Source organism: Thiothrix litoralis, assembly GCF_017901135.1.
Lineage (GTDB): Bacteria > Pseudomonadota > Gammaproteobacteria > Thiotrichales > Thiotrichaceae > Thiothrix > Thiothrix litoralis.
Genome location: NZ_CP072801.1, coordinates 4,004,208 through 4,030,190 on the forward strand (window position 1 = coordinate 4,004,208; position 25,983 = coordinate 4,030,190).

Genomic DNA, 25,983 nt, shown 5'->3' on the forward strand with positions numbered 1-25,983 from the left:
GTTGTCACCAATGCGTTGACATGGATGGCAAGCATCGTTTTGATGTTTGCCATTTTTTTGGGTGTTTGGGAGGCACTGTTGACGTTGTACCGCTGGTTGCCGGAGGCTGTGCCACAGCGGCAGGAAATCGTGGCGTATTTGCTGGGCGGTGTGACCGATGGCGTGCTGGAAGTCACCTACCTCAATTTTGTTGAGCGCTATCACCTGTTGGATGTGCGCCAATTGTTTACCCAGATTAGTTACCTGTTTTATGGGGTGTTGGCTGTCAGCGTGTTATTGCTGGGGTTGCAGCGGCGGTTTGCTCAAGGCCGGGTGTTAGTGCGCACGGGGTATTTGGGGTTGGCGGCTATCTTATTGCCGGGGGTAGTGATGCTGTTGGGTGGGTTTGTGCCGCTGTTTATTTTCTTGCATACGCTGTTGTTCCCGGAGGGGACGTGGGTCTTCCCGGATGATAGCCCGCTGATCCAGTTGTTTCCGCTGGCGTATTTCTTTCGCTTTGGCATGGTGTATGTGGGGGTGCTGGTGTTGAGCTTTGCTGGCTTGCTAGTATGGGGGAAACTCAGAAAGGAGGCTCACCATGCGTATCGGCATTCCCAAGGAAATCAAAAATAACGAGTACCGGGTTGCGTTGACACCGGATGCGGTGGCAGAACTGGTGCGGCAAGGTCACACGCTTGCTGTGCAATGTGGCGCGGGGGAGGGTGCGGGTTTCAGCGACAGCGACTATACGCAGGCGGGGGCGCAAGGCTTACCGGATGCGCAGTCGGTTTACCAGTTTGCTGAACTGGTTATCAAGGTGAAAGAGCCGCAGCCGGAAGAATATGCGCTGATCCGCGCTGACCATACCCTGTTTTGTTTCCTGCATCTGGCGGCGAATCCGGCGCTGGAAGATTTCCTCAATACCCAAGGTACGCGCTACATCCCGTTTGAACAGGTGCGTGATGCGCTGGGCGGTTTGCCCTTGCTGGCGCCTATGTCTGAAATTGCTGGGCGACTGGCAATACAGGCGGGGGCGCATTGGCTGGAACGGGCGCAAGGCGGCGCAGGTATCTTGCTCGGCGGCATTCCGGGCGTAGAACCGGGCAAGGTGCTGATCATCGGCGCAGGCAATGTGGGGTCGCAAGCGGCACTCATGGCGGTTGGGATGGGCGCACGCGTGGTGGTGCTTGACCGTAACCGGGCGGCGTTGCAGCGCATTCAGTCTTTGCTGGGGTTTCGGGTGGAAACCGCGTTGGCCTCGGCAGAGGTGATCCGGCGTCATTTGCCGGATGCTGATCTGGTGGTGGGTGCGGTGTTGATTCCCGGCAAGGCTGCACCCAAAGTCATTTCGCGTGCTGATCTGGATTTGCTGCGGCCGGGCAGGGTGCTGGTCGATGTGGCCATCGACGAGGGTGGGTGTTTCGAGACTTCACGCCCCACCACCCACGCTGACCCGGTGTTTGCGGTGGAAGGGCGCTTGCATTATTGCGTGGCAAATATGCCGGGAGTTGTGCCGCAAACCGCTTCGCGTGCCTTGAGTGCAATGGTGGTGCACTATCTGCCTGAAGTGCTTGACCGGGGTTAGCGGCAAGCGTCCAGCATGACCTTGTTCCACTTCGCGGAATAGTCCAGCGCTACGGTCAGGTAGCGGCGGTGGTTTTCGCCGTACAGCGCATCCGTTACCCCATCCAGACATTCGGTCGGGCAATTGCCTGTTAGGCTGGCGAAGACCGTTGGATCAACGCCGGGAACGCTGCTGCCACGCCCGGCATTACACAGGAAATAACGCTTGCCTTGGCTGATGGAGGCTTTTGCCTCGGCTTCCGGGTTGCGGGCTTGCAGGATGGGTAATTGCTCGGCGTAGTGCCGCTCTTTTTTGGCGCTGATTTCCGCAGCGGAGGGGATGTGAATACCGCCGCTGTTATTGCTGCTGCCGGTATCCGTGGCAACCGTTTCGTGACAGGCTATCAGGCCAGTGGCGCAGAGTAGTGCTAATAAGGTGTGTTTCATGTTGATCTTCCTTTGCGTAAGCGTAACAGGGCATAGATGCCTGCCAGTAATACCCATTCCAGCGGGGCAGAACCACCGCCGCCGCTGGTACTGCTGCTGGGTGCAGCGTTGAACGCGCTGCTGTTGTTGCTGTTGCGTGCTACTGCTGGGTTGGTGGCTGACAGGGCAAAGAAAATATTGTTGCTGCATTTCACTCGCACGTAGGTTTTGCTACCAATAGTGCTGGGCAAGGTGATAGTGGCGCTGCCATCGTTCGGGGTATTGCTTAACAGAGTGGTGAAGGTGTTGCCATTATCGCTGCTGTAGGCAATATCCACCGTGCTGCAATTGATTGGGGCTTGGGTCGTTTCTGCGACATTCCACCCTACGTTTTGCACGCTGCCGGGAAGCAATAGGGTGCTGCTGGGTTCTGTAATGGTGAAGGTGCTGCCAGTGTTGTGTACATTGATTAGCATCTCATCAATGCCAATGCCGCCATGCCCATCGCGTACCAGCAAGCGAAAATTGAGGGAACGGGTAGTGACGGGCAGGAATTCGCCTGCTGATTGCACCCCTCCCGTCAGATCAGAGAGCTGGGGAATGGTGCGCACCGGCGTAGTCGTTGGTAAGTGGGTGCGAATCAGGGCATTGTCACCCAGATCGACATTCACGTTGGAAGCACTGCCAACATCGACCTGTTCCCACGAGTAACTCAGGGTGTTGCCATCGGTATCCAGCCCTGCGCCAGTGAGGATGAAGGGCGTTCCAGCCGGAATGGTGTAATTGGCTCCCGCATTGGCGGTCGGGTTGGTATTGTTGAGGCTGATTGCGGTGGCACAACTGGCTCCCGCACCGTTATGCAGGTAGTCCTGAATTTGTTGGATGGAGGCGGAATGCATCATGGCATCGCTATCCGCTTGCAGATTATCCGTGTTGCACAAGCCGGTATACGCCATGATGGTGCTGCCGCTACCCGGTTCATACGCGGTATCCCCTTCCCGGTTATTGCCGGAACACGCACTCGTTACGCTGTTGAAGGTGTGGGTTGCCCCCAACTGGTGGCCTATTTCATGCGCTACGTAGTCGATGATGAAGGAATCGCCTTTGGGGTCTGTCAGGCCAGTAGAGCCTTCTGCTTTGAATGAACCACACGCAGTGGCAACACTGGCAAGCCCGCCGCCATCTGTGGCCAGTACATGCCCGATGTCGTAATTGGCATTACCGATCACGCTATTGAGGGTTTTGGTATTCTCCGACAGCATGAGTGAGGGGGAACTGTTGGTGTAAGGGTCGGTTCTGGCATTGGTGTAAACCACATTGGTGTCGCTAACCAGTACCAGTCGTGTTGATAGATCACGCTCGTAAATCTGGTTGATACGGTTGATGGTGGTGACAATAGAGTCGTAGGCAGCGCTTTGACCACCGTAATAGGTGGTGTATTCGCCCGTAGCAGCCATCGCAATGCGGTAAGTATGCAAGGTTTCCCCTGCTCTGGCAGCAATACTGCGGGCAGCCGTAGTGGCACTCAGGGTTGAGGCGAAGCTGGGGGCGCTATTGCCCTGTGAGTTGGCGCATGACCAATTACTTTGGTGGAAGGCTTCCCAGTTGGCGCTTTTGCGGAAACTGAGGTAGTGGCGTGACGTGCCGCTGGTGTGCGGGTCAATGAACAGGGTATCGCCATTTGCCATATCCAGCATGGCATGAAAGCCTTGCGGAGTGAGGTCGATAACGCCGCTAATCACTTTGCCGTCAGTGCCGGACACTTTCCAGGTGTGGATGTCGGGGTGTTCTGCAGCAATTTCCGGGGCGAGGGTTTCGCTGGGTGTTACAGTAACGCTGGCAAAACCTCCATCTGGCAGGGGCAGGCTCAGGGTTGCTTCCGCCAATTGTGTTTGCAGTTGCGCCTCATCCAGACCCAGCAAACGGTAGTGTTGCAGGTGAGGGACATTGGCAGCATCCGCGCTCCGTGCCTGGATGTCTTGCCACAGGCTGTCGCTAGCATGTGTACTGCCGATAAACAACAGTGGTGGTATTGCCCATAAAATTTTCATTGAAAACTATTTCCGTAATTTATATGCCCGTAATTTAGGCGCAATCATAAACCATTAGGTTCACTTTAGCGACGTAACAGCACATAAATTGCCCCGGTTCCACCATCGACCGGGCGTGCTGAGTGGAAGGCTAGAATCCGTTCGTGTTGGCGTAACCAATTATTGATTTTGGTTTTGATGACTGGACCTTTATGGTTGGAGCGGTTGCCCTTGCCGTGGATAATTCGCACGCATTCCCCTTGACCGGGGTGGGCATCGTGTAGGAATTGCAGTAATTGCAGCTTGGCATCCCGCGCATTCAGGCCGTGCAGGTCGAGTTCGCTGGCAATACGGTAATGCCCGGAACGTAATTTACGCACAATACGGGTCTGCAAGCCGGGTAGGTAGAAGCTCAGCATATCACCGGGTTGCAACTCCACCGGGTCGTAAGCATCCGAGAGCATATCACGCAGCACCTGACGCTCGTCTTCGAGGGTCTTGATGGGTATGGCTGGCGGTTTTGCGCTATGATGTACAACATGATGTTTGTGCCGCAGTGGCTTCACATCGGACATGGATTCACGGAATAAGGAAAACTCTTCAGCACTCATGGACATACTGCTCAGTAACGATGATGGCGTCAACGCTCCCGGTATTAACCGTCTGCGCGAAGCTTTGATAACAGTCGCCAATGTTATCACAGTTGCCCCCGATCAGGATTGCAGTGGTGCGAGTAATTCACTCACCCTGCGTAACCCTTTGCGGATGACCCGGCACGCGGAACAGGTTTACAGCGTTAATGGTACGCCGACCGATTGCGTGCATCTTGGTCTGGGATTATACGCGAATGACCCCGATATGGTGATTTCCGGTATCAATGCCGGGGCTAATATGGGGGATGATGTGCTGTATTCGGGCACAGTAGCAGCGGCGATGGAAGGGCGTTTTCTGGGCTATCCGGCACTGGCGGTCTCGCTGGCTTCGCTTGGAAATGGCTCACTGGTGCATTTCGACACGGCGGCACAAGTGGTGTTGCAGTTGTTGCCGCATATCAAGGCTTACCCGGATACGAGTAACATGATCCTCAATATCAATGTGCCGGATGTGCCGTGGGAACAGGTGCAAGGTTTTTGCGTGACCCGTTTGGGCAATCGCCACCGTTCCGAGCCGGTTGTGCGCACCGCCGACCCGCGTGGTCGGGAAATTTTCTGGATAGGGCCACCGGGTGCGGCGGCGGATGCGGGCGAAGGCACGGATTTTCACGCGGTGCAGGCGGGTTTCGTGTCGATTACGCCGATTCATGCCGACCTGACCCGGCATCGGGCGTTGGCAGACACAGCTCGCTGGTTGGAGGCTTGCCATGTCCGCACGTAAGCTCGATATTCAGGGGATTGGCATGACTTCGCAGCGTACCCGTAACCGCTTGATTGAGCGCTTGCGTGAAAAGGGTATCAATAACGAGGCGGTATTGCAGGTGATGAGCAAAACGCCGCGCCACCTGTTTGTGGATGAAGCCTTGGCCAGCCGTGCGTATGAAGATACCGCCTTGCCGATTGGGTACGGTCAGACCATTTCCCAGCCTTACATCGTTGCCCGCATGACTGAATGGTTGCTGTCTGGCGAAAATCTACCCCGCAAGGTATTGGAAGTGGGTACAGGTTCCGGCTATCAGGCCGCCATTCTGTCGCCCTTGGTCGATAAGGTATTCACAGTGGAACGTATCGAATCGCTGTACCGCGCGACCAGTGAATTACTCCACGCGCTTGGGTATTGCAATATCCAGACGTACCTCAGTGATGGAAGTTGGGGGTTGGCAAAGGAAGCACCTTTCGATGCGATTATTGCCACTGCTGCCCCTGAAGAAACTCCGCCCGCTTTATTGGAACAGCTTGCCGTGGGTGGGAAATTAATTATTCCAGTCGGCAAACAGGGCGCAATGCAAAGGTTGCACGTCATCACCCGCGAGAGCGCAGAAAGTTATACAACCGTCGCGCATGAGGCTGTACAGTTTGTGCCCATGATTAATGAAAAGTAGTCAATGAAGGCGAACGTTAGGGGAATATTGAGAAATTTTTTCTTAAATTTGGTATATATTCCAAAGTTATTCACGAATCATGTGAGTGTCTTCACATCCTTTAATCCCAAATAATAGAAGGTGTAACAATCATGGATAGAAAAATCAAAGTGGCGGCTGCTACTTCTTTGCTGGCATTGACGACGGCAGCTTGCGCTCCTAATCCGTATTACGGCAATACGGGTTACAATAATTACGGCACTCGGGGTGTCAATACCACGGTTAACCGCAACGCTGGTAATAATTCAGGTGGTGTAACACATACCCACTGTGGTCGTACTCACAGCCATCCATTACCTGCGGAAGGTTTGGCTCACCAACACGGTGATGGTTGTGTAGCAGGTGCGGGTGGTGCGGCTACGAATACCAACACCAATACTTCTGCTTACAATTATAATACGCAACCCCAGCAACCGGCGGCTAATACTTATGGTTATACTGCCCCGGCTGCGACGCCGTATTACGATTACAGCGCGGCGAGCAGTAGCAGCAACACTTTTACAACGCCACCTGCCACCACTTACAATACCGGCACTAGCAGCGGTAGCTATTACGACTACGTCCAGCCGAAAGTAGCGGCTCCGGTCAATACTTACCCTACGTCTACTCCATCAGTAACAACGGGGACAAGTGGTTCCTATACCGTGCAGAAAGGTGACACTGTATTTCAGGTCATGCGTAATACCGGTGTTTATTGGAAGGATATTATCCGCTTGAATAACTTGCAAGCGCCTAATTATCCGATTAACCCTGGTCAGAGCTTGAGGCTCAAATAAGCTTAGAGCTTAAGTCAGTGGCATGGTTTTTCTATGTCGCCCAACAACAAGTCCGTTTCACTTAGCGGACTTGTTGTTGCTGATAACAGTAGCGCAGCTAGCTAATCAGCAAACACCAGTGATGCAGTTTGCGTCTGTTTCTTTGGATGCAGTGGCGCTTTTGTCGTTTCGCAGGTAGTTCTGTAACATGACGGAGGTAATGGCTCCCATGTGGGTACCTTCAATCTCACCTTGTGGGTTGACAACGAATGTTGTAGGAACGCCGTACAGCAAACCCAGTGCAAACATGGTGCTGTCTTGGGTTGGAATGACAGGGTAGGTGATTTTTTTCTGTGCAACAAATTGCTTCAGTTCTGCGGCGGGCGTTTCACCTGCTTCCATCCCCAGTACCACAACCTTGTCCTTGAAGCGCTTGGCTACGCTATTCAGGGCGGGTAGTTCCGCTATGCATGGCCCGCAATAAGTGGCCCAGTAATTGACGATGACCCATTTTCCTCGGTATTCGGAAAACTGGTGGCTGTTACCATCCATGTCTTTAAATTTGAAATTTTCGACAGGTGTTGGCCTTTCAGCAGCTACTGCTGTGACAGACACCATAAATAATACAGCAAGGGCAAATGCCCGCTTGATCAGTTTCATGTTGAACCCTCAACTTTTAATACTTATCACACACACTCGATAAACCGCTGTTGACTAATGCCATTATTGCGCGGCATAGGGGTTAACCCTTATTGTAGGAGGCATCTGCAAAAAATGCATGACATATTCCCCTATCAATTTATTTACCGTTTGCTAGAAACAAGTTCATAAGGCTATTCTTATGTGTTTTTCAGTGCAAGTTGTATTTGTACGACAAACTCCCCCTAGTCAGCTTGATATAAATCAAATTGGCTAGGGGAATGCTAATAGTCACCTGTAATTAATTCAATTAATTATTTGTTCAAGCACGTATATTTGCGTAAGGCGACAATACCCAATAACAGGCTAAGCAGTATCTGTGCCCATTGTGTCAGAGTGGGTACTGCCACATTTTTCACAGTTGTTGCTTTTGCAACTTCCAAGTAGTCAGGGATGCCGTTGTTGTTGGCATCCGCAGCATCATCCGGGGCGCCATCCGCGTTGCTGTCAGGTTTCTCCGCAGCCGTCGGGATGCCATCGTTGTCGTCGTCCTTGTCGAGATAGTCAGGTACGCCGTCCTTGTCGGTATCGGTGGTTTGTGGTGTACCCGCGTAATTTTCCTTACGGGTTAGCAAGCCATCACCGTCATCATCCGTGTCCAGCGCGTTAATTATACCATCCCCATCCGTATCAAGTGGCTGGCTGAGGTGGGCACCGATTTCATCCTTGTCATTTACGCCGTCACCGTCAGTATCAGGGTTGCTGGGGTCAGTGCCTAGTGTGGCTTCTTCGGCATCCGTCAGGCCATCCCCATCGGTATCTTTGGTGGTGTCGACGGGAGGGGGGGGGGCGGTGGTCGTACAGGTTGCGGGGCAACCGTAGTTACCGGCGTAATTATCGGTGTCCATTGAACCCCAGCCGAGGTTGACGATGCTGTTGCCAGGGTTGGTTCCCACGGAATTGCTGGGTGCTGCTGGTGGCTGGTTGAAAGCATCACTGCTGTTTTCAATCAGGCTGACAGCGCCCAAACAAGCCCCTTTATTGGCAAAGCTGAATACTTCGACTTCTTTGCCTTCCTGCCACTGTATTGCTTTGGCACTGCTGATGGCGGGGGTGAATGACAGGTAAGAAGCGCTGGTGTCTTCCTCAGGGCCATTCACGCTGGAGTTGTTGCTCCAAGTGAGGCCGGTAAAGGCTGATTGCACCTCGCTCGGTGTGAAGGCTTCTGCATCAGCACCCAGCGGAGCCTTGATGGTGACTTGCGCACTGGTCAGGCTGTTAGGTGATGGGATGCTGCTAGCGTACATGTAAACATGGTAACGCTGGTCGGTGTCGTTCCAACCGATCCGGTAGTATGCCTTGTTGGCTGCCGGGTTGGCAGGTGGCATGGAGCAGGTGTCAACCGGGGCAGCCGCTTTGACTGTCAAGGTAATACTGGCCTCGGTGGTATTGCCTTTCCCATCCGTAATGCGGTATTTCAAGGTATCAGCGCCGCTGTAGCCTACTGTCGGTGTATACAGGATTTTGTTGTCTTGGATGGTAGCAGTACCGTGCTGCGGGTTTTCAATCACTTCGACCGTGACGGTTTCACCCGCCGGAATGATGTCGTTTGCCAGCACATCCAGCGAACTGCTCGGGTTGGTGGCATCCACGATGAAGGCATCCGTCGTCGCGACTATGACAGCCGGTGGCGGGGTGGCAGTGGTGATAGCAACAGTCACTGTACCCGTCGTTTGGGCACCTGTCGGGTCAGCGACGGCATAAGTGAACGTGTCACTGCCGCTAGTGCCTGTATTGGGCGTGTAAATCAGGGTATCGCCACTCTGGGTAACAGTGCCTTTGCTGCCCTGTGTGAAGCTGGCAATGCTCAGTACATCATCCTCGGCATCGCTGTCATTTGCCAGCACGCTGACCGTAACCGCTGTGTTGGCGGTGGTGGTTGCGGTGTCATTAGCCGCGACAGGGGCGGTATTGGTGGGCGTTGTGGTTATGCCACACTCTGCGGCAGTGCCGTAGTTGCCGGAATAATCATTGTCATCGGTTGCACCCCAGCCTGCATTGGCGAACTGGTTGCCGGGGTTGGTTCCGGCGGAATTGTCCGGCGCATCCGGTGGTTGGTTGAACGGGTCGGTGTTGTTGTTCATCAACGTCACACTGCCCATACAAGGGCCAGTATTTTGGAAACTGAAGGCTTCCAGTTCCTCACCAGCCTTGAATTTAAAGGCGCGTACATCAATCGGGGTGAAACTAAACGAGAGGTAATCAACGGCTTTGTCTTCAACAGGGGCAAACACCTCAGAGCTCAGTGACCAGCTTGTACTGGTTTTTGGCTTGATGTCTGTCACCGTAAACTTGCTTGTACCTGTTGCATGAGGGACGCGCAAGGTAACTTGCCCAGTCATGCTCAAATCCGGTACTGGTGCGGTGGTTGGACGCATGTAAACATGGTAACGGCTATCGGTTTGATCCCACGCTACCCGGTATTCCACATTGCCCTCAACCCCTGCGAATGCCGTGTGGGCAGCCGGTAGTAATACCAGCAATGCTACCCCCTTAGAAACGGCTTGTCTGATCGATTTTTTCATTGTTACCGACTCTCTATTTTGTTTTTGATTAAAGTCTGTTGGTATCAGGGCAACTGCTGCCTGACGATGTAATTTGCACTAAACGTGCTGTTAACCGGGTGCAGCAGGACATTGCCCAGCAGCAAGTCAACGTCATTAGCGGGCCCTGCGAAAATGCTCAGACCATCCATATTGGTATCAGTTGCCTGATAACCACTCAGCTTGTAATTGGTGGTGTATGCGCTATTTTCTTTCGCCAACAATACATTGCTGAGTATTGACCCTGCATCGTTTGACGGGCCTTGTGCAATCAGGTACTCATCTGCATTGGTATTCCCCGCCCACAGCATGACTTTCTTGCCGGACAAGAAGCGGGCATGGTCGCCGTAAGTGCTGGTGGTTTCCTCGCTGAAATCCACCATGATCGGTGTTGCGCCCAACGCGATGGCTGCTGCACTCATTGCCCCTAAATGGTTACGGTGATGGGCGGACAGGTAATAATGACCCGGTTCCACACCCACCAACAGGAACGTCGTGCCACCTGTCTGCGCATCCATTATGTCACCATCACGCTGAATCAAACCTGTCACACTGGCTTTGCGTATAGCAGGGTTGCTGGCGTCATGCAGTTCTAGCCTTACCCAGTCGACGGGCGCATCAGCGCCGCTGGTGTCCAGCAATGTGCTGGCTGCACGCTGGCTACCCGTATTTGGCAGGGTAGTGGTTGGGTAGGGCGCTGTTGTGGGGATCAGCTTTTTGGTACGCAAGGTATCGCGCATTCGTTGGCTGTTGCTGTCATACGCCCCTTGCAACAGTAGCCGTGCTTGCAGACGGATGACGTCGGCTTTTAAGGGATTACCACCTCGAATGACTTCTTCACCGTCTTGCAAGGTGTCATTATCCGTATCCGGTTTATTGGGGTCAGTGCCGAGTTCGGCTTCCTGTGCATCCGTCAGGCCGTCGTTATCGGTGTCTTTATTGACATCGACGCAGACCGCTGGGCAGCCATAATTGCTGGCATAATTATTGTCACTGGATGAACCCCAACCTAAGTTGGAAAACTGGTTACCGGGGTTGGTATCCATAGAGTTGGGTTGGTTATTGAACGGGTCATGTGCATTATCCAGCAGTGAAATGGCTCCAGCACAGGCACCTGCATTGGCGAAGCTGAAAACCTCCAACTCATTACCCAGTTGCCACTTAAAGCCTTGTGGGTTGCTGGGAATCATGGTGAATGACAGGTAATCGGCACTGGTATCTTCGCTCGGGGCGTCGACCCGTGAGCTTTCTGTCCAAATAATGCCACTAATGGCCGAGGTAAGCCCCGTCACCTTAAAGCTATCACTGCCTGTGACGTGCGGCATTTTGAGTGTTACCTGACTGGTCAGGCTCATATTGGGTGAGGGCACGCTGCCGGGATACAGGTAAACATGGTAACGCTGATCAACATTACTCCAGCCTACCCGGTAGTACACGCTATTGGCGACGGGTGCTGGAGGAGATGCCGTGCAATCCAGCGCACAACTGGCCGCGCCACCGTAGTTGCCAAGGTAATCATTATCATCAGTCGAACCCCAGCCTGTATTGGCAAACTGGTTGTTAGGGTTCGTATGGGTTGAATTCTTAGGGTTTGCCGGTGGCTGGTTAAACGGGTCGGTGGCGTTATCCATCAATTCGACGTTGCCAAGGCAAGAGCCTGCGTTTTTGAAACTGAAGGCTTCTTGCTCTTCACCTGCCTTGAACGCGAAGGCTTTAACATCCACTGGGATGAAAACGAAAGAAAGGTAATCTATAGCTGGATTTTCGGATGGAGCCATCACATGAGACCCCAATGACCACGCAGTGCCGGGTTTTGATTGAATATCCGTAATACGAAACTGGTTCGTACCTGTAGCATGAGGAACGCGCAGCGTCACTTGGGCTGTCAGGCTTAAATCTGGGCTGGGTGTGCTGCTAGGGCGCAGGTAAACGCGGTAACGTGCGGCATCAGCATCCCAAGCTACCCGGTAAGCCACCCCACCTTCGGCAGCCAATACCGTGGCACTTGCCTGCATAAGCAACAGGAAAGTCAGGGTGCGTAGCGCTGTTTGGCGAATGGTTACGAGCATTAGGGTGTCTTTGTTGTAAGTTTTAGGTAGATAGCCGAGGGGCAGGAAACCTGCCCCCAGACTGGTTGTCATCAAGGCAATATCAAGGCAATTGCTGGTTGATGATGTAGTTGGCACTGAAGGTGCTGTTACCCGGATGCAACAGGACGTTACCCAGCAGCGTGTTCACATCGTTAGATGGGCCTGCAAAGATGGTAATGCCGTCCATATTGATGTCCGTAGGCTGATAACCGTTCATACGGAAGTTGGTACTGACCGACAGGTTATCTTTCGCCAACAGGACATCACCGAGGATCACGCCCGTGTCGTTGGAAGGGCCGTTGGCAATCGCCCGGATATCCGTATTGGCATTACCTGCCCACAGCAAGGCAACCGTGCCGCTATTTGCCGTAATCCGTGCATCTTTCCCATAGACCGTGGTACTGGGTTTGGTGAAGTCCACTGTCGGCACGGATGACGCTGAAATGGTCACAGGCGCAGCCGTCATCACACCCAAGTGGTTACGGTGACGTACCGACACATAGTAGTTACCCGGTAACAGGCCAGTCAGCATCAGGGATGTGCTGCCAGTGTTGGCATCCACAATGTCGCCATCCCGTTGCACCAACCCGGCAACCTGTGCCTTGATAATGCTGGGGGTAGTGGCATCACGGAGATCAACCAGCATCCAGTCAACCGGGGCATCGTTACCTGTTTTGGCAAACTGGGTTGCTACTGCCAGTTCCTTACCTGCGTACTTGATACTGCCAAGGTTGTAGGGCTGCGTCAGCGGGAGCAAACTTTTCGAGCGCAAGTCATCTTGCATCAACTTGCTGGTGCTGTTGTAAGCGCCTTGCAGCATCGCCTTAACTTGCACCTTGACCGCGTTGACGGTGGTATCCAAGTAGTCTGGAATGCCATCCATGTCACTGTCAGTTGCATCCGTCGGGCTGCCGTCTGCATTGGTGTCAGGTGTTTCATTCTTGGTTGGAATGCCGTCACCGTCATCGTCAGCGTCCAGGTAGTCCGGGGTGCCGTCTTTGTCGGAATCGTCATCAGCAGGCGTACCACCGTTGTAGTTTTCGTTCTTGGTCAGGATGCCATCACCGTCATCATCAGGATCCATGGCATTGATCATACCGTCGCCATCGGTGTTGAGGGGTTTGGTGGGGTCAGAGCCGACTTCGGTTTTGTCATCAATGCCATCACCGTCACTGTCTTTGTTCAGTGGGTTAGTGCCCAGCGTTTTTTCCACGCCGTCCGATAAACCATCGCCGTCCGAATCCGGGTTTTTCGGGTCAGTACCGGCTTTGACTTCATCGCCGTCTTTAATGCCATCGCCGTCAGAGTCGGGGTTTTTCGGGTCGGTACCGGCTTTGACTTCATCGCCGTCTGTAATACCATCACCGTCAGAGTCGGGGTTTTTCGGGTCAGTACCTTTGGTGGCTTCTTCTGCGTTGGTCAGGCCATCACCATCCGGGTCGCCTTTCGGGCCATCGGTGTCATCCTTGTCCAGATAGTCAGGGATTTTGTCGCCATCGGTATCCACTGCATCAGCCGGTGAGCCGTCTTTATTCGGGTCGTTGTTTTCAGCCGCTGACAGTTTGCCGTCACCGTCATCGTCGGTATCCAGATAGTCAGGGACTTTGTCGCCGTCGGTGTCGTCATCCAGCGGTGTGCCGCCGTTGTAGTTTTCGTTCTTGGTCAGAACGCCGTCATTGTCATCGTCGGTATCCAGCGCATTGGGCTTGCTGTCACCATCGGTATTGATAGGCTTGCTGGGGTCAGCGCCGACTTCAATTTTGTCATTGATGCCGTCACCGTCGGAGTCGGGGTTTTTCGGGTCAGTACCGGCTTTGGCTTCGTCTTCATTGCTCAGGCCGTCACCATCCAGATCACCTTTAGAGCCGTCATTGTCGTTGGCGTCGAGGTAATCAGGGATTTTGTCACCATCAGTGTCGATTGCATCAGCCGGTGAGCCGTCTTTGTTGGGGTCATTGCCTTCAGAAGCGGAAGGCTTGCTGTCGCCATCGTCATCGCTGTCCAGATAGTTAGGTTTGCCGTCACTATCGGTATCGTCGTTGCCGGGTTTGCCGTCAGCATTAATGTCTTCGTTTTTGGTGAGGATGCCGTCACCGTCATCGTCAGCGTCTTGGAAGTCAGGCTTGTTGTCTTTGTCCAAGTCTTGTTTGACGACAGGCTTGCCACCGTTATCCGGGTCGAAAGCGTCGTCCAAGCCGTCTTTGTCGGTATCTTTGCCCAGTGGTGCTACGTCGGCTTTGCCGTCACCGTTGGCATCGTTGCCTTCGATGCTGTCTGCAACGCCATCACCATCGCTGTCGCTGTCTAAGCTGTCAGGGATTTTGTCACCATCGGTGTCGGTAACGCCATTGCCTTCGTCAGTGTCCAGAATGCCGTCGTTGTCATCGTCGATGTCGTCGGCGTCTTTGATACCGTCTTTGTCGGTGTCAGGGCGGTCGTCAGTTTTATCCAGATAGTCAGGAATTTTGTCACCGTCGGTGTCTTTGGCATCCGCAGGAGAGCCGTCTTTGTTCGGGTCATTGTTTTCCGCAGCGGACAGGATGCCATCGCCGTCATCGTCGGTGTCGAGGTAGTCGGGGATTTTGTCGCCGTCGGTGTCGTCGTCAGTTGGCAAGCCGCCGTTGTAGTTTTCAAACTTGGTCAGGACGCCATCGTTATCGTCGTCAGGATCCAGCGCGTTGATTTTAGTATCGCCATCGGTGTCAGTGGTGACCCCGCCGGGGGCTTCTACACCGTCGGGAATACCATCGAAGTCGCTGTCAGGGTTGAGCGGATCGGTACCGATGAGTTTTTCCAGACCGTTTTTGAGCCCATCCTTGTCGGTGTCGAGGCTGTCGCTACAATCGGCGGTCGTACCGTAGTTTTGCAGGTAGTTGTTTTCATCAGCACCACCCCAACCCAGGTTGGTGAACTGGTTGCCTGGGTTAGTGCCTGCGGAGTTGTTGCCGCCACTCAACAGTGGTTGATTGAAGGGGTCAGTTTGGTTGTCGATCAGGGAAACCGGACCAAGACAGGCTCCGCTGTTAGCGAAGTTATAAACTTCTTGTTCTACACCCGCTTTCCATTGAAAGGCATCAGACTTGATCATGCTTAGGCTGAATGACAGGTAGTCCACGCTGGGGTTTTCAGTCGGTGCATCGACGCGTGAGTCATTCGACCAAATGGTATTGGTGACGGGAATGGCAAACGTGTCAACGGTAAAGGCATCAGCTCCCGTTGCATGGGGTGCGCGGATGGTGAACTGCCCCGTCATGCTCATGTCTTTAGGCGTTGGTGTCGCATTAGGTTTCATGAAGACGTGGTAACGGTCATCCTTGGTATCCCAACGGATGCTGAATTCGAGTGTTTGGGCTGCCCAGGCACTATTGCCTGCCAGCAATAGCACCGAGGCGCTCAAGCCAAGGTATTTGCTAAGTTTTGTGGAATGCATGGTCGGACTCTCTCGCTAATCGCTAATTTTTATAATTGATGATGCTGGGAACCTAAAGCGGGGCAAGGGTTCTTGCCGGTATTACTTTTTGCAGGCGATGGCATCACCGTAATTGCCTGCGTAATGGTTCTCGTTGACCGAACCCCAACCAAGGTTGGTGAACTGGTTGCCAGGATTGGTGTTGGCAGAGTTGGCGTTGATATTGAAAGCATCATCGTTAGCCATCAACGTGACACCATCCACGCAGCCGCCTTCGTTCTGGAAGCTGAAAATCACTTGTTCCTTGCCTGCCTCCCAGTTGTAGTTACGGGCGCTGGCACCTTGCAGGCCAACAAACGAGAAGGAAATGTAATCGTGCTTGGCATCTTCCGTGGGCGCATCGACACGGGAGGCTTCTACCCAGTTGGAGCCATCAATGGCGCTGCTCAGGTCTATTACCTTGAAGGCGCTGTCATGTGGTGTTTTCAAGGTAACTTGCCCGGTCAGACTGATGTCTGGCTTGGGGGTCGCGGAAGGTTTCATGACGACTTGGTAGGTTTTTCCGTCTTCTGCCAACGCGATTTTGTAGGCAAGGACTTGTGCAGAGGCGATTTCAGCGTCAGCGTTTGCCGTGCTGGTGGCTTTGTCTTTAGCTGCAACGTTGCCTGCTGCAATAGCCAAGGCAACAGCGCCAGTCAAGGCGATAAGTTGACGGAAGGACTTATTTGTTTTCATTGATTGTCTCCTGTTTGGGTTAGCCCAGTGTTATGGTTGCCATGATGATAAATGTTTTTTGATAAAAGAAAATATTTTACTGATAAGTGGGTGGGTTCTATATTGTTGGTATTAATTTGGCATTGATCCGTTAATGATGTAGTTAGCCGCGCCCGCCGTATTGGCAGGATACTGCGCGATATTACCCAATAACAGATTGGTGTCATTGCCGGGGCCACTGTAAACGCTTAGGCCATCCATATTCAGGTCTGCGGCGTAGTAACCGGGCAAGCGGAAGTTATTGCTTGCCGTGGTATTGCTGGGGCTAGCCATGATCGTGCCCAAGAGCGGGTTGGCATCATTGCTGGGGACTATGCTCACCACTTTATCAGTAATCGCGTAAAACCTCGTCCTTCAGGGCGAGGATATAAGCGTCTTCGGCTTTCTCTGATGAAGTATCGTCCACCCAGTGGTTTTTTGCCATAATACCGCTACACTCTACCCCATGAACCCTATCACCACCACCTTGAAAACGCTCAAAGTTCGCATCCGCGACAAACACGCGCCGGTGTTGCGTCAGTGGGCGTTTGAGTGCAATCAGGTGTGGAATTTCGCCAATGCTTACACAGCAGAATACAGCACCATGCCCATTCCCGGTGTAGGTTGGGTGCGCAGCAACATCACCGCCTTCGACCTCGCCAAACAGCAGGCAGCGTACAAAAAAGAGCGCGGCTTCACCCTGCATTCGCAAACCGTGCAAGAAGTCACTGAGGCACACGCGAAAGCCCGAAAACAGTTCAAAAAAGACAAATTGCGCTGGCGGATTTCTGGTGGTTCCCAACGTTCGCTGGGCTGGATTCCCTTCAAGTCGGGTGCGGCGGTTTGGAAGGACGGACAAGTTCGCTATAACAAGCATTTTTTCAAAGTGTGGGACAGTCTGTAGCGATGGCACGGTGCTGGAACGCCAGCAGCGTTACCGCAACCTTGAAGTGAAGCTCGGCAAAGCCCAACGCGCCCATCAAAAGCAGCGCGTCAAGGCTATTCATGCCAAAATCAAACACCAACGCCAAGACGACACTCACAAATTCACCACCGCACTGGTGCAATAGCACGGTGTCATATTCGTTGGCAACGTCAGCAGTGCTGGCCTCGCAAAAACCACGATGGCTAAAAGCGTCTTGGATGCAGGCTGGTTCATGTTGAAAACACAACTGAAATACAAAGCGATAGCGCGGTCAGTGGTGTTTGCAGAAGTCAACGAAGCGTACAGTACCCAGACGTGTTCGTGTTGCGGGAGCCTTTCCGCCAACAGTCCGAAAGGTAGGACAGGGCTTGGAATAAGGGAATGGATGTGTGCCGACTGTGGCACGCTGCACGACAGAGATGTCAATGCAGCCCGCAACATTCTCGCGGCTGGGCATAGCCGTCTCGCAGGAGGAATCCTCGCCCTTTAGGGCGGGATGTCAACAGGTTGCGCGGCAAACCCCGTCCTTCAGGTCGGGGAGGATAGCGCGGGAGGCAACGCCTCCCTCTGTTCGGTAGCTTGGTCGGATAATCAGCCCCGTTAACAGCATAATGCCCCTGCGACTTTCTCCATTTTTGGCTATGCTCTGAGGATGCAACGACTCCAAGCCTTCAAATACGAACTCATACCCAACGGTGAAATACAGCGTCAACTGCGCCGTTTTGTGGGGTCATGCCGCTTCGTTTACAACAGGGCGTTAGCGTTGCAGCAAGCCAACCATGAAGCGGGTGAAAAATTCATCGGTTACGTGGCAATGGCAAAACACCTGACGGCATGGCGCAATGGGGAAGAAACGCCGTGGCTGAAAGATGCCCCGGTTCATCCCCTGCAACACGCCCTCAAAGATCTCGACAAGGCTTACCAAAACTTCTTCGCCAAACGTGCCGACTTCCCCCGCTTCAAGCGCAAGGGCAGCGGTGACAGCTTCCGTTATCCTGACCCCAAACAAATCAAGCTCGACCCAGGCAATAGCCGACTTTTCTTGCCGAAACTGGGCTGGATACGCTACCGCAACAGCCGCGATGTGTTGGGTGAACTGCGCAATGTCACGGTTTCCAGCAAAGGCGGGAAATGGTTTGTCAGCATCCAAACCCAGCGCGAAGTGGAATTGCCAGCCACACTCGCAACCACTGCTATCGGTATTGACCTTGGGATAGCGCGTTTTGCGACGCTCTCCGACGGCACATGGATGGAATCGCGTAACAGCTTCAAGAGCAAACAAGCCACACTCGCCAAATATCAACGGCGCATGGCGCACAAACAAAAATTCAGCAACAACTGGAAAAAAGCGAAAGCCAACGTCCAAAAAATTCACACGCAAATTGCCAACGCCCGCCGCGATTTCCTGCACAAGGCGACGACCACGCTCAGCCAAAACCACGCGCTCGTGTTCATCGAAGATTTGCAGGTACGGAATATGTCCAAGTCAGCAGCAGGCACAGCAGAAAACCCCGGCAAGAACGTTGCCCAAAAGTCCGGCTTAAACAAAGCCATTCTCGACCAAGGCTGGGGTGAATTTCGACGGCAACTCGACTACAAGATGGCATGGAAAGGCGGCATGTTGTTCACTGTGCCACCGCATTATACCAGTCAAGAGTGCCCAGAATGTCATCATGTAGCGGCGGATAATCGTCAGACGCAAGCACGGTTTGTGTGCGTGAAATGCCACTATGAAAATCATGCCGATCATGTCGGCGCGATCAATGTCAAAGAGCGGAGATACCGCTTGTTAGCTTGTGGAGATGCGGCCTTAAGCCGCTCTGTGAAGCAGGAACCCGCCGAAGTCAGTCAGCTATCTAGCTGAATGCAGTAGGAATCCCCTTCCTTCAGGGAGGGGAGGATGTCAATGCCATAGTGATTAACCTGTTTCATTATTTTTTTATGAAAACGGCTCGAACCTTGCGATCCGAGCCGTTTGTACTGTCCTCAAGGTCAACGTATTGTTACTTTGGAAGCGACCCCGCCATGATGTAGTTCGCCGCGAACAAACTGTTAGCCGGATGCAGCAACACATTGCCCAACAGCAGGTTAATGTCATTGCTTGGCCCTGAGTAGATGGTTGTGCCATCCAGACTCAGATCAGTGACATAGTAGCCTTTCAAACGGAAGTTACTGTTGGTCAATAGGTTGGTCGGGTGCATCAGCACCGTACCCAGCACCACGTTGGTGTCGTTACCGGGGCCGTTGGCAATGATACTGTCACTGTTGTTGGCTTCACCCGCCCACATCAGGCTGACATCCGTGCCTTGCAGACGGGCGTTAGTGCCGCTGACTGTTTGGCTCGGCAAGCCGAAGTCAATGGCTGCCAGTGTTGGTGACAGCAATACTGCGTCTTTGGTCATCACCCCCAGATGGTTGCGGTGACGCAGGGTCACGTAGTACTGGCCTTCCACCACGTTCGGGATCAACAGCTTGACCTCATTGGTCTGCGGGTTGGCAACATCTCCGTCGCGCTGGAGCAGAGCGGCAACGCGTGTCACCACCGTTTTTGGTGTCGTCTTGTCGCGGATTTCCACCACCACCCAGTCGACAGGTGCATTATTGTCTGCTGTTGCCAGCACTGCCGGTGCAGCGGTTTCAGTTCCCACGTAACCCAGCGAGGTTACTGCATCAGTGTATGGCTGTACGCTTGGGATAAGCCCCAGCTTGCGCAAGTCATCGCGCATCAGGCCATCCGCCGTGTTGTAAGCGCCTTGCAGGAAGCCCCGCACATGCAGCACCACGGTAGGGATTTCATCCGGGTCGAGGTAGCTCGGAATACCATCCGCATCCATGTCATAGGCATCCAGCGGATTGCCATCCTTGTTCTTGTCGGCCTTTTCGTCAACCGTCAGCTTACCGTCGTTGTCGTCATCATTATCGAGGAAGTCTGGTTTGCCATCTTTGTCGGAATCCTGTGCATCCGCCGGATTGCCGTCCTTGTTCGGGTCAGGGTTCTCGTATTTGGTGAGGATACCGTCATTGTCGTCGTCCACATCCAGCCAGTTGAACTTGCCATCGCCGTCGGTATCGGTGGCATCCGTCGGGTTGCCGTTGCCGTCCTTGTCAGCCATTTCGTACTTCGTCAGCACGCCATCGCCGTCATCGTCGTTGTCCAGATAGTCGGGCAAGCCATCCTTGTCGGTGTCACGGGTATCCGCCGGGTTGCCGTCGCCATTCGGGTCTGCTTGCTCGTATTCGGTCAGCAGGCCGTCACCGTCATCGTCTTCATCCAGATAGTCGAGGATGCCATCCTTGTCAGTATCACGTTTGCCAGCCGGGTCTTCGTACTGGGTCAGCACGCCGTCACCATCGTCCTCCTTGTCGAGGTAGTTGGGAATACCATCCTTGTCGGTATCCAGCGCATCGTCGGGGCTCAGGTCGCCGTTGGCATCCGGTGCTTCATCCTTGGTCAGGACACCATCATTGTCATCATCAGTATCGAACGCATCCGCCGTACCGTCGCCATCGGTATCCACCGGCTTAGTCGGGTCAGCGCCGACTTCGGCCTTGTCGTTTACACCGTCATCGTCGGTGTCTTTTTTCAGCGGGTCGGTTTTGGATTTCAGCACCTCATCGCCGTCGGACAAACCGTCGCCATCGCTGTCAGCCTTGAGCGGGTCGGTCTTGAGAGTATTCACTTCCTCACCGTCTTTCAGGCCATCGCCATCGGAATCGGGGTTCCACGGGTCAGTACCCAGGAGCTTTTCCTTGGAATCCATCAGGCCGTCGTTGTCATTGTCCTCATCCACGTCGATCACGTTGATGGTGATAGTCTGGTTGGAACAGCCGCCCTCCATGTCACAGGCTTTCACTGTGAGGATGTAGGAGTTGCTCTTGTCCTTGTCGATCGGTTTCTCATAGTCTGGCACCAGTTTGAACTTGATGTCGCCGGTTTTCGGGTCAATGGTGAAACGCGCATCGTCATCCGAACCCACAATGCTGTAACCGATGGTGAAATCTGACTCCTTGTTTTTATCGTCGGTGACTTCCACGTTCAGTGCCACAGCGGTGCTGTTTTCATCAAGCGTTGCAGCCGTTGGTGAGGTGAATACCGGCGGGGTATTCGGAATCCGCCAGTTCACTTCCGCGCCAGTTTTCGGGTAAGCCGCCAGCACATCGGTGATGCCTGCATTGGCCGGGCCGAAACTGGTGGGGTCAGTATCAATGGTGTCATCCAGACCATCGTGGTCAGCATCTAGGCCGGAAAGTACCGGTACGTCGGATTCGGTATTGTCATCGCCGCCGGTATTTTCGGAATCAAGGTCGAGGTAGTCTTGCTTGCCGTCGCCTTCGGTATCTACCGGGGTCAGGCCAGCGCCGTAAGCATCATCAATACCGTTCTTGTCCGCATCCACACCGGATGGGGCTTTAAAGCCTGCGGTGGTTTGCGCTTCGATATTGTCGGGGATACCGTCACCGTCGGAGTCCAGATCCCACTGGTTCTGGATGCTGTCGCCGTCTATATCGCCTGTGCCTTCCACGCTGTTGGGGATGCCGTCACCGTCTACGTCGAGGTCGTTTTTGTCACCAATGCCATCATGGTCGGTATCTTTCAGCACGGTAATGGTCAACAGTTTTTTGGTGATCGCGCCTTCCGCATCAGCAGCGGCTACTTCCACCAAGTAGGTGTTGTTGCCGTCTTTATCAGCAGGGACTGCAAAGTTTGGGGTGGTCTTGAAGGTCAGTTCACCTGTTGCCGGGTCAATGGCAAACAGTGCCATATCATCCCCACCTGTCATGCTGTAAACCATCCCTTTGCCTTCACTGTTAGTGTCATCGGTGGCAGCAAGGTCAACCGCTGGAGCCGTGGTTTTTTCCACGTAGTCGATAGCAGCAGGGTTGGGGATGACCGGAGCAGCATTCACTAAACGCCAGTAAACGTTGCTGCCGTTGCCGGGGTAGGTCGCCAGTACATCGGTAATGCCCGCGTTGGCAGAGCCAAAACCTGCATCATCACTGTCGATAGCATCATCCAGACCGTCTTTGTCTGCATCGTTGCCAGACAGGGTAATGCCCGCTTCTGCGGTGTCGTTTGAGCCGCTGTTGTCGGAATCGGTATCCAGATAGTCCGGTGTATCGGTGCCGTCGGTATTGACAGGCGTCAGGCCAGCGCCATAGGCGGTATCAACCCCATTGGCAGCGACCGTGCCAGAAGGTGCTTGATAGCCTGTGGTGGTTTGCGCTTCGATATTGTCAGGGATGCCGTCACCGTCGGAGTCGAGGTCATACTGGTTCTGGATGTTGTCACCATCGGTATCAGCCGTGCCTTCCACGCTATTGGGGATGCCATCACCGTCAATGTCGTTGTCTTTTGAATTACCAATACCATCACCGTCGGTGTCGATTTCGGTCACTGTTATGCCCAACGTTTGTTGGTCGATTTCGCCGGTAGCATCGGTAACGGTGATGATAACGTCATAGACGTTGTTTGCGCCTGCGTCTTTGGGTGTACCCCAGCCTGGCGCAGCTTTGAATGCGATTTTCCCTGTATTCGAGTCAATATCAAATAAAGCAGCATCCGTGCCGCTGATTAACCAGGTTAGGCCAGAGCCTTCGGTTTCACCATCCGTATCTGTAGCGTCATAATCCACCGCTGTACCGGTTTTGCCTTCAGGATAATTGATGCTGTATGTGTCGCTGCCGCTGCCTGTGGAAATGATCGGTGCATGGTTGCCGAGTATCCGCCAGTTAACCTCTGAGCCATTTTTTGGGTAAGCATTCAGGACATCGGTAATACCTGCATTGGGAGGGCCATAGTTATTGTCATCCGTGTCTACGGCATCATCCAGCCCGTCATTATCCGCATCATTGTTTGCCAATGTAATGCTAGCTTCAATGGTGTCACTGGTTCCTGCCCCATCAGAATCCTGATCAAGGTAATCGGGAATGCCATCGCCGTCAGTATCCACTGGGGTTAAGCCTGTACCATAGGCGCTATCTAAACCTGATGGGGATATGTTGCCAGATGGGGGAATGTAAGCACTGGTGGATTGGGCTTCGATGTTGTCGGGGATGCCGTCATTGTCGCTGTCCAAGTCCAGTTCATCCACGAGACCATCGCCATCTGAGTCGCCATTCGTGCCCGGTAAAGCATTGGTTTTTTCCACGGAGTTGAGGATGCCGTCACCGTCTGCGTCACAGTCCTGTGGGTCGCGGATGTTATCAAGGTCGAAGTCACCCAAGCCCATATTGCCTGGTAACATGTAGGATTCATACTCTTTACCGCCGAATACGGTAATTCCAATCTCGACATCATTGGTGATGGTGTACATAGCGCCCGCTGCCACCACAATTTTTGTCCATGATAAATCAGTGCCGGGTACGGTTATCCAAGTAGGAGCCGTAGCGGGTGCTGCGCCATTGATTTTTAAATTACCCGTATTGGCCGTTGGTGAGACAATCAACAAGGTATTGGCGAAGTTGGGTTGTGCTTTAAATACATGGCGGGTTAGCCAGATTTCGCGAGAAGGCACAATTCCCATCGCTGGGTCAACATCGGTTGTACCACTGAATTGTGCGCCCACTGCATATTGGGCAACTTGAATCTTTTTACCGTTAGTGGTGAAGCGGTGCACCGTGTCATTATTGGTTGCATTGCCTGTCCAAATGCCACCTGCACCTAATGTTGCAACGAGAGTGCCGTCTTTATAGACTTCAGTACCTGCTTCAGCCGCCACTACCCGCAACATTTGCCCGTAGGGAATAGGGGGAACGACATACTCCACACCCCAGTCTTTCACCGACAACATTTGCTCTACTAATGTGTCACAGGATGTCACGCCAACAGGGACATTCGCGCAAGCTGCGCCGCCGAAGACCGACACAGGTTTATCGGCAGTGACATGTGACCCAGTAATGTCGTTGACACCATTTTCAAAAGAATAGACTTGCCCTTCATTCAGGGTGATGTTGACTGGGGAGCCACCCGGTTTTGTCACTGTCAAACTGGTATTGTCTTGTGAAGCAACAACCATGCCGCGTGAAGGTGCTGTGGCATTGAGGCCGTTATAACCAATAACGTAGTATTCCTTGCCTAAGGCAGTTGTTGGGTAGCCTAGAAAACCGTCTGTCGTATAGGTTTGTTCGTTGATAATATAGGCTGAAACATCATTGCTGCCGGTAATTTTCAAGCCGTTGTTGAGTATGACCCCATCGCCACTGACCTGAAAAATATTGGGTAAGTCTGTTTCAAAAAAGCCAGAAGCAGGGACGGTGTAGTTCAACGACCAACTGCCATCTTTGCTGCTGAGTGTGCCAGTTGTGCCCTCTTTGCCAACCAGGTTAAGGTGGATTGTGCCTGCATTGCTATAGTTGCCCAGCACGCCCAGCCAGAACTGTCGGCCTCCTGAGCCGCCAGCACCCTCACAGCTTCCCGCAGCAAAGACGGGTGATGCCGCCAAAACTAGTGTAGCCGATAGGATTAATGTGGTTAAGGCGGATTTTTGGTGTGTTATATTCCGCCGATTGTGCGAATCCTTCATCAGTAAGTCCCCCAGTTATGGTGTATTTGTTATTAATTTATTATTGCCAAGCATTGTGCATGAGCCATGTGGTTGGGTGGCTGGGCATTATTACTTGTTCATATTCCATAAGATTTATATGGGTGGCAATAGAAAACAGACTAGCGGGGCGAGGTAACGCTATTTCAATACCACTGTCGCGTCCACCCTAAAGACCACTACTGCATTGCCCCCATGTGGCGGCTGGATTGGGAAGAAATCCAGCGCTTGGTCAAGAAGTGATCCCGCGTGAGCTGATGTCGGTGGCACTTAAACCAAATAGGCTGATTGGTGGAACAGGCCGTATTTTGTCTATATCCGGTTCCAAGTTAGGATGCCCAGTGCTTATGCTATGCTTACCCTAAAGTCATTCACGAGCATCCACCATGCAACGCCACCCGTGCTATCCTCCCCGACCTGAAGGACGGGGTTTGCCACGCAACCTGATCAAAAACCGTGGCTATGCCGACAAGTATTATGAGGATGAACGCCCGAAACGCTTGCTGGGCATCCACTTCAGCAGTGAGAGCAAAACCGTGGATGACTGGAAGCTGGGAAAGTACGCCCCATGAAAAACGGCTCGAATCTGGGTCAGTATCGTAGTGCGGGGTATGTGCTGTGCTACAATCCCCGCATTGAATGACACGCACATAGATTGCATGGAGACTCGTACTTTGGGGAATGCTAAACAGCCCAGCAAGCGGCGTTGGCTGCGCTGGTTGGTTGAGATTGTCGTTATCGTTGCTTTGATTGGTGGCGTTCGCGCCTGGCAACATCGCGGGATGCTGGAAGGCGAAGCCCCGGACTTTGAACGCACCGCCCTCAATGGCGAGGTGATCCACTTAGATAATTACCGTGGCAAACCCGTGCTCCTGCACTTCTGGGCAAGTTGGTGTCCGATATGCGAGCTGGGGCAAGGCACTATCACCGGGCTTGGCAAGGACTGGAAGGTGATTACGGTTGCTTTTCAGTCTGGCGGTAAAGAAGAAGTGCAGCGTTACATGGAGCGCAAAGGCATTACCGATTGGGTCACGATTGTCGATGAAGATGGTTCACTGACCGGGAAGTACGGTATTCATGCCGTGCCGACCGATTACATACTGGATGGCGAAGGCACAATCCAGTTTCGCGAGTCCGGGGTGACAACGGGGTGGGGTTTGCGTCTGCGCTTGTGGTTGGCGGGGTGGTTGGTGTAG

The 25,983-nt window shown here is 53.3% G+C and carries 21 protein-coding genes; 11 read left to right on the forward strand and 10 right to left on the reverse strand.

Translation table 11 applies throughout. The features are described from left to right. Positions 1 to 24: 24 nt before the first annotated feature. Together J9253_RS19395 and ald are read left to right on the forward strand one after the other, a co-directional pair. Complete coding sequence (locus tag J9253_RS19395; RefSeq protein ID WP_210222479.1) at positions 25 to 612, forward strand: lipoprotein intramolecular transacylase Lit; 588 nt, start codon at positions 25 to 27, stop codon at positions 610 to 612. Beyond that, a complete protein-coding gene (gene ald / locus J9253_RS19400; protein ID WP_210222480.1) occupies positions 578 to 1,564 on the forward strand; it encodes an alanine dehydrogenase in 987 nt (328 codons plus the stop codon). The genes J9253_RS19395 and ald overlap by 35 nt, the downstream gene beginning before the upstream one ends. Here the strand turns inward: ald and J9253_RS19405 are convergent. From J9253_RS19405 to J9253_RS19415, 3 genes are all read right to left on the reverse strand, one after another. Then, positions 1,561 to 1,989: a hypothetical protein gene (locus J9253_RS19405; RefSeq protein WP_210222481.1), complete on the reverse strand. Its 429-nt coding sequence runs from the start codon at positions 1,987 to 1,989 to the stop codon at positions 1,561 to 1,563. The genes ald and J9253_RS19405 overlap by 4 nt on opposite strands. Continuing rightward, positions 1,986 to 4,019: a reprolysin-like metallopeptidase gene (locus J9253_RS19410; protein WP_210222482.1), complete on the reverse strand. Its 2,034-nt coding sequence runs from the start codon at positions 4,017 to 4,019 to the stop codon at positions 1,986 to 1,988. The genes J9253_RS19405 and J9253_RS19410 overlap by 4 nt, the downstream gene beginning before the upstream one ends. 65 nt (positions 4,020 to 4,084) lie before the next feature. Beyond that, on the reverse strand, positions 4,085 to 4,609 hold the full coding sequence (locus tag J9253_RS19415) for a Smr/MutS family protein (RefSeq protein WP_228291438.1): 525 nt from the start codon (positions 4,607 to 4,609) through the stop codon (positions 4,085 to 4,087). Here J9253_RS19415 and surE point away from each other — a divergent pair. The 3 genes from surE (at position 4,608) to J9253_RS19430 (ending at position 6,848) form a co-directional block, all read left to right on the forward strand. Beyond that, on the forward strand, positions 4,608 to 5,372 hold the full coding sequence (gene surE / locus J9253_RS19420; protein ID WP_210222483.1) for a 5'/3'-nucleotidase SurE: 765 nt from the start codon (positions 4,608 to 4,610) through the stop codon (positions 5,370 to 5,372). The two genes, J9253_RS19415 and surE, sit on opposite strands and share 2 nt — an antisense overlap. Further along, positions 5,359 to 6,033, forward strand: a complete 675-nt coding sequence (locus tag J9253_RS19425) for a protein-L-isoaspartate(D-aspartate) O-methyltransferase (RefSeq protein ID WP_210222484.1) — start codon at positions 5,359 to 5,361, stop codon at positions 6,031 to 6,033. The genes surE and J9253_RS19425 overlap by 14 nt, the downstream gene beginning before the upstream one ends. A 131-nt stretch (positions 6,034 to 6,164) precedes the next feature. Further along, positions 6,165 to 6,848, forward strand: a complete 684-nt coding sequence (locus J9253_RS19430; RefSeq protein WP_210222485.1) for a LysM peptidoglycan-binding domain-containing protein — start codon at positions 6,165 to 6,167, stop codon at positions 6,846 to 6,848. 105 nt (positions 6,849 to 6,953) lie between these two features. Here the strand turns inward: J9253_RS19430 and J9253_RS19435 are convergent, their stop codons facing one another. The 6 genes from J9253_RS19435 to J9253_RS19460 all read right to left on the reverse strand — a co-directional run bounded on the left by J9253_RS19435 (position 6,954) and on the right by J9253_RS19460 (position 16,663). Continuing rightward, positions 6,954 to 7,487: a TlpA family protein disulfide reductase gene (locus J9253_RS19435; RefSeq protein WP_210222486.1), complete on the reverse strand. Its 534-nt coding sequence runs from the start codon at positions 7,485 to 7,487 to the stop codon at positions 6,954 to 6,956. Positions 7,488 to 7,780: 293 nt separating this feature from the next. Beyond that, positions 7,781 to 10,051, reverse strand: coding sequence for an IPTL-CTERM sorting domain-containing protein (locus J9253_RS19440; protein ID WP_210222487.1), 2,271 nt, complete (start codon positions 10,049 to 10,051; stop codon positions 7,781 to 7,783). Between the two features lie 44 nt (positions 10,052 to 10,095). Beyond that, positions 10,096 to 12,210 (reverse strand): thrombospondin type 3 repeat-containing protein, encoded by a 2,115-nt coding sequence (locus J9253_RS19445; protein WP_210222488.1) that lies wholly within the window; start codon positions 12,208 to 12,210, stop codon positions 10,096 to 10,098. Between the two features lie 10 nt (positions 12,211 to 12,220). Then, positions 12,221 to 15,589: a hypothetical protein gene (locus J9253_RS19450; RefSeq protein ID WP_210222489.1), complete on the reverse strand. Its 3,369-nt coding sequence runs from the start codon at positions 15,587 to 15,589 to the stop codon at positions 12,221 to 12,223. 81 nt (positions 15,590 to 15,670) lie between these two features. Beyond that, a complete protein-coding gene (locus J9253_RS19455; protein ID WP_210222490.1) occupies positions 15,671 to 16,303 on the reverse strand; it encodes a cadherin in 633 nt (210 codons plus the stop codon). A 111-nt stretch (positions 16,304 to 16,414) separates the two neighbouring features. Continuing rightward, positions 16,415 to 16,663 (reverse strand): hypothetical protein, encoded by a 249-nt coding sequence (locus J9253_RS19460; protein WP_210222491.1) that lies wholly within the window; start codon positions 16,661 to 16,663, stop codon positions 16,415 to 16,417. 124 nt (positions 16,664 to 16,787) lie between these two features. On the opposite strand from J9253_RS19460, the gene J9253_RS21405 reads away from it, so the two are divergent. The 4 genes from J9253_RS21405 to J9253_RS19470 all read left to right on the forward strand — a co-directional run bounded on the left by J9253_RS21405 (position 16,788) and on the right by J9253_RS19470 (position 19,110). Next, positions 16,788 to 17,225: a hypothetical protein gene (locus J9253_RS21405; protein WP_407701780.1), complete on the forward strand. Its 438-nt coding sequence runs from the start codon at positions 16,788 to 16,790 to the stop codon at positions 17,223 to 17,225. A gap of 10 nt (positions 17,226 to 17,235) precedes the next feature. Further along, a complete protein-coding gene (locus tag J9253_RS21410; RefSeq protein WP_407701781.1) occupies positions 17,236 to 17,391 on the forward strand; it encodes a hypothetical protein in 156 nt (51 codons plus the stop codon). A gap of 54 nt (positions 17,392 to 17,445) precedes the next feature. Next, entirely contained in the window at positions 17,446 to 17,736 is a 291-nt protein-coding gene (locus tag J9253_RS21415; protein ID WP_407701782.1) for an RNA-guided endonuclease InsQ/TnpB family protein, read from the forward strand. Between the two features lie 162 nt (positions 17,737 to 17,898). Beyond that, on the forward strand, positions 17,899 to 19,110 hold the full coding sequence (locus J9253_RS19470; RefSeq protein ID WP_210222492.1) for an RNA-guided endonuclease InsQ/TnpB family protein: 1,212 nt from the start codon (positions 17,899 to 17,901) through the stop codon (positions 19,108 to 19,110). 139 nt (positions 19,111 to 19,249) lie between these two features. Here the strand turns inward: J9253_RS19470 and J9253_RS19475 are convergent, their stop codons facing one another. Continuing rightward, entirely contained in the window at positions 19,250 to 24,688 is a 5,439-nt protein-coding gene (locus J9253_RS19475; RefSeq protein WP_210222493.1) for a cadherin domain-containing protein, read from the reverse strand. A 530-nt stretch (positions 24,689 to 25,218) separates the two neighbouring features. Here J9253_RS19475 and J9253_RS19480 point away from each other — a divergent pair. Both J9253_RS19480 and J9253_RS19485 read left to right on the forward strand, forming a co-directional pair. Beyond that, complete coding sequence (locus J9253_RS19480) at positions 25,219 to 25,359, forward strand: hypothetical protein (protein WP_210222494.1); 141 nt, start codon at positions 25,219 to 25,221, stop codon at positions 25,357 to 25,359. Between the two features lie 87 nt (positions 25,360 to 25,446). Further along, positions 25,447 to 25,983, forward strand: coding sequence for a redoxin domain-containing protein (locus J9253_RS19485; protein WP_210222495.1), 537 nt, complete (start codon positions 25,447 to 25,449; stop codon positions 25,981 to 25,983).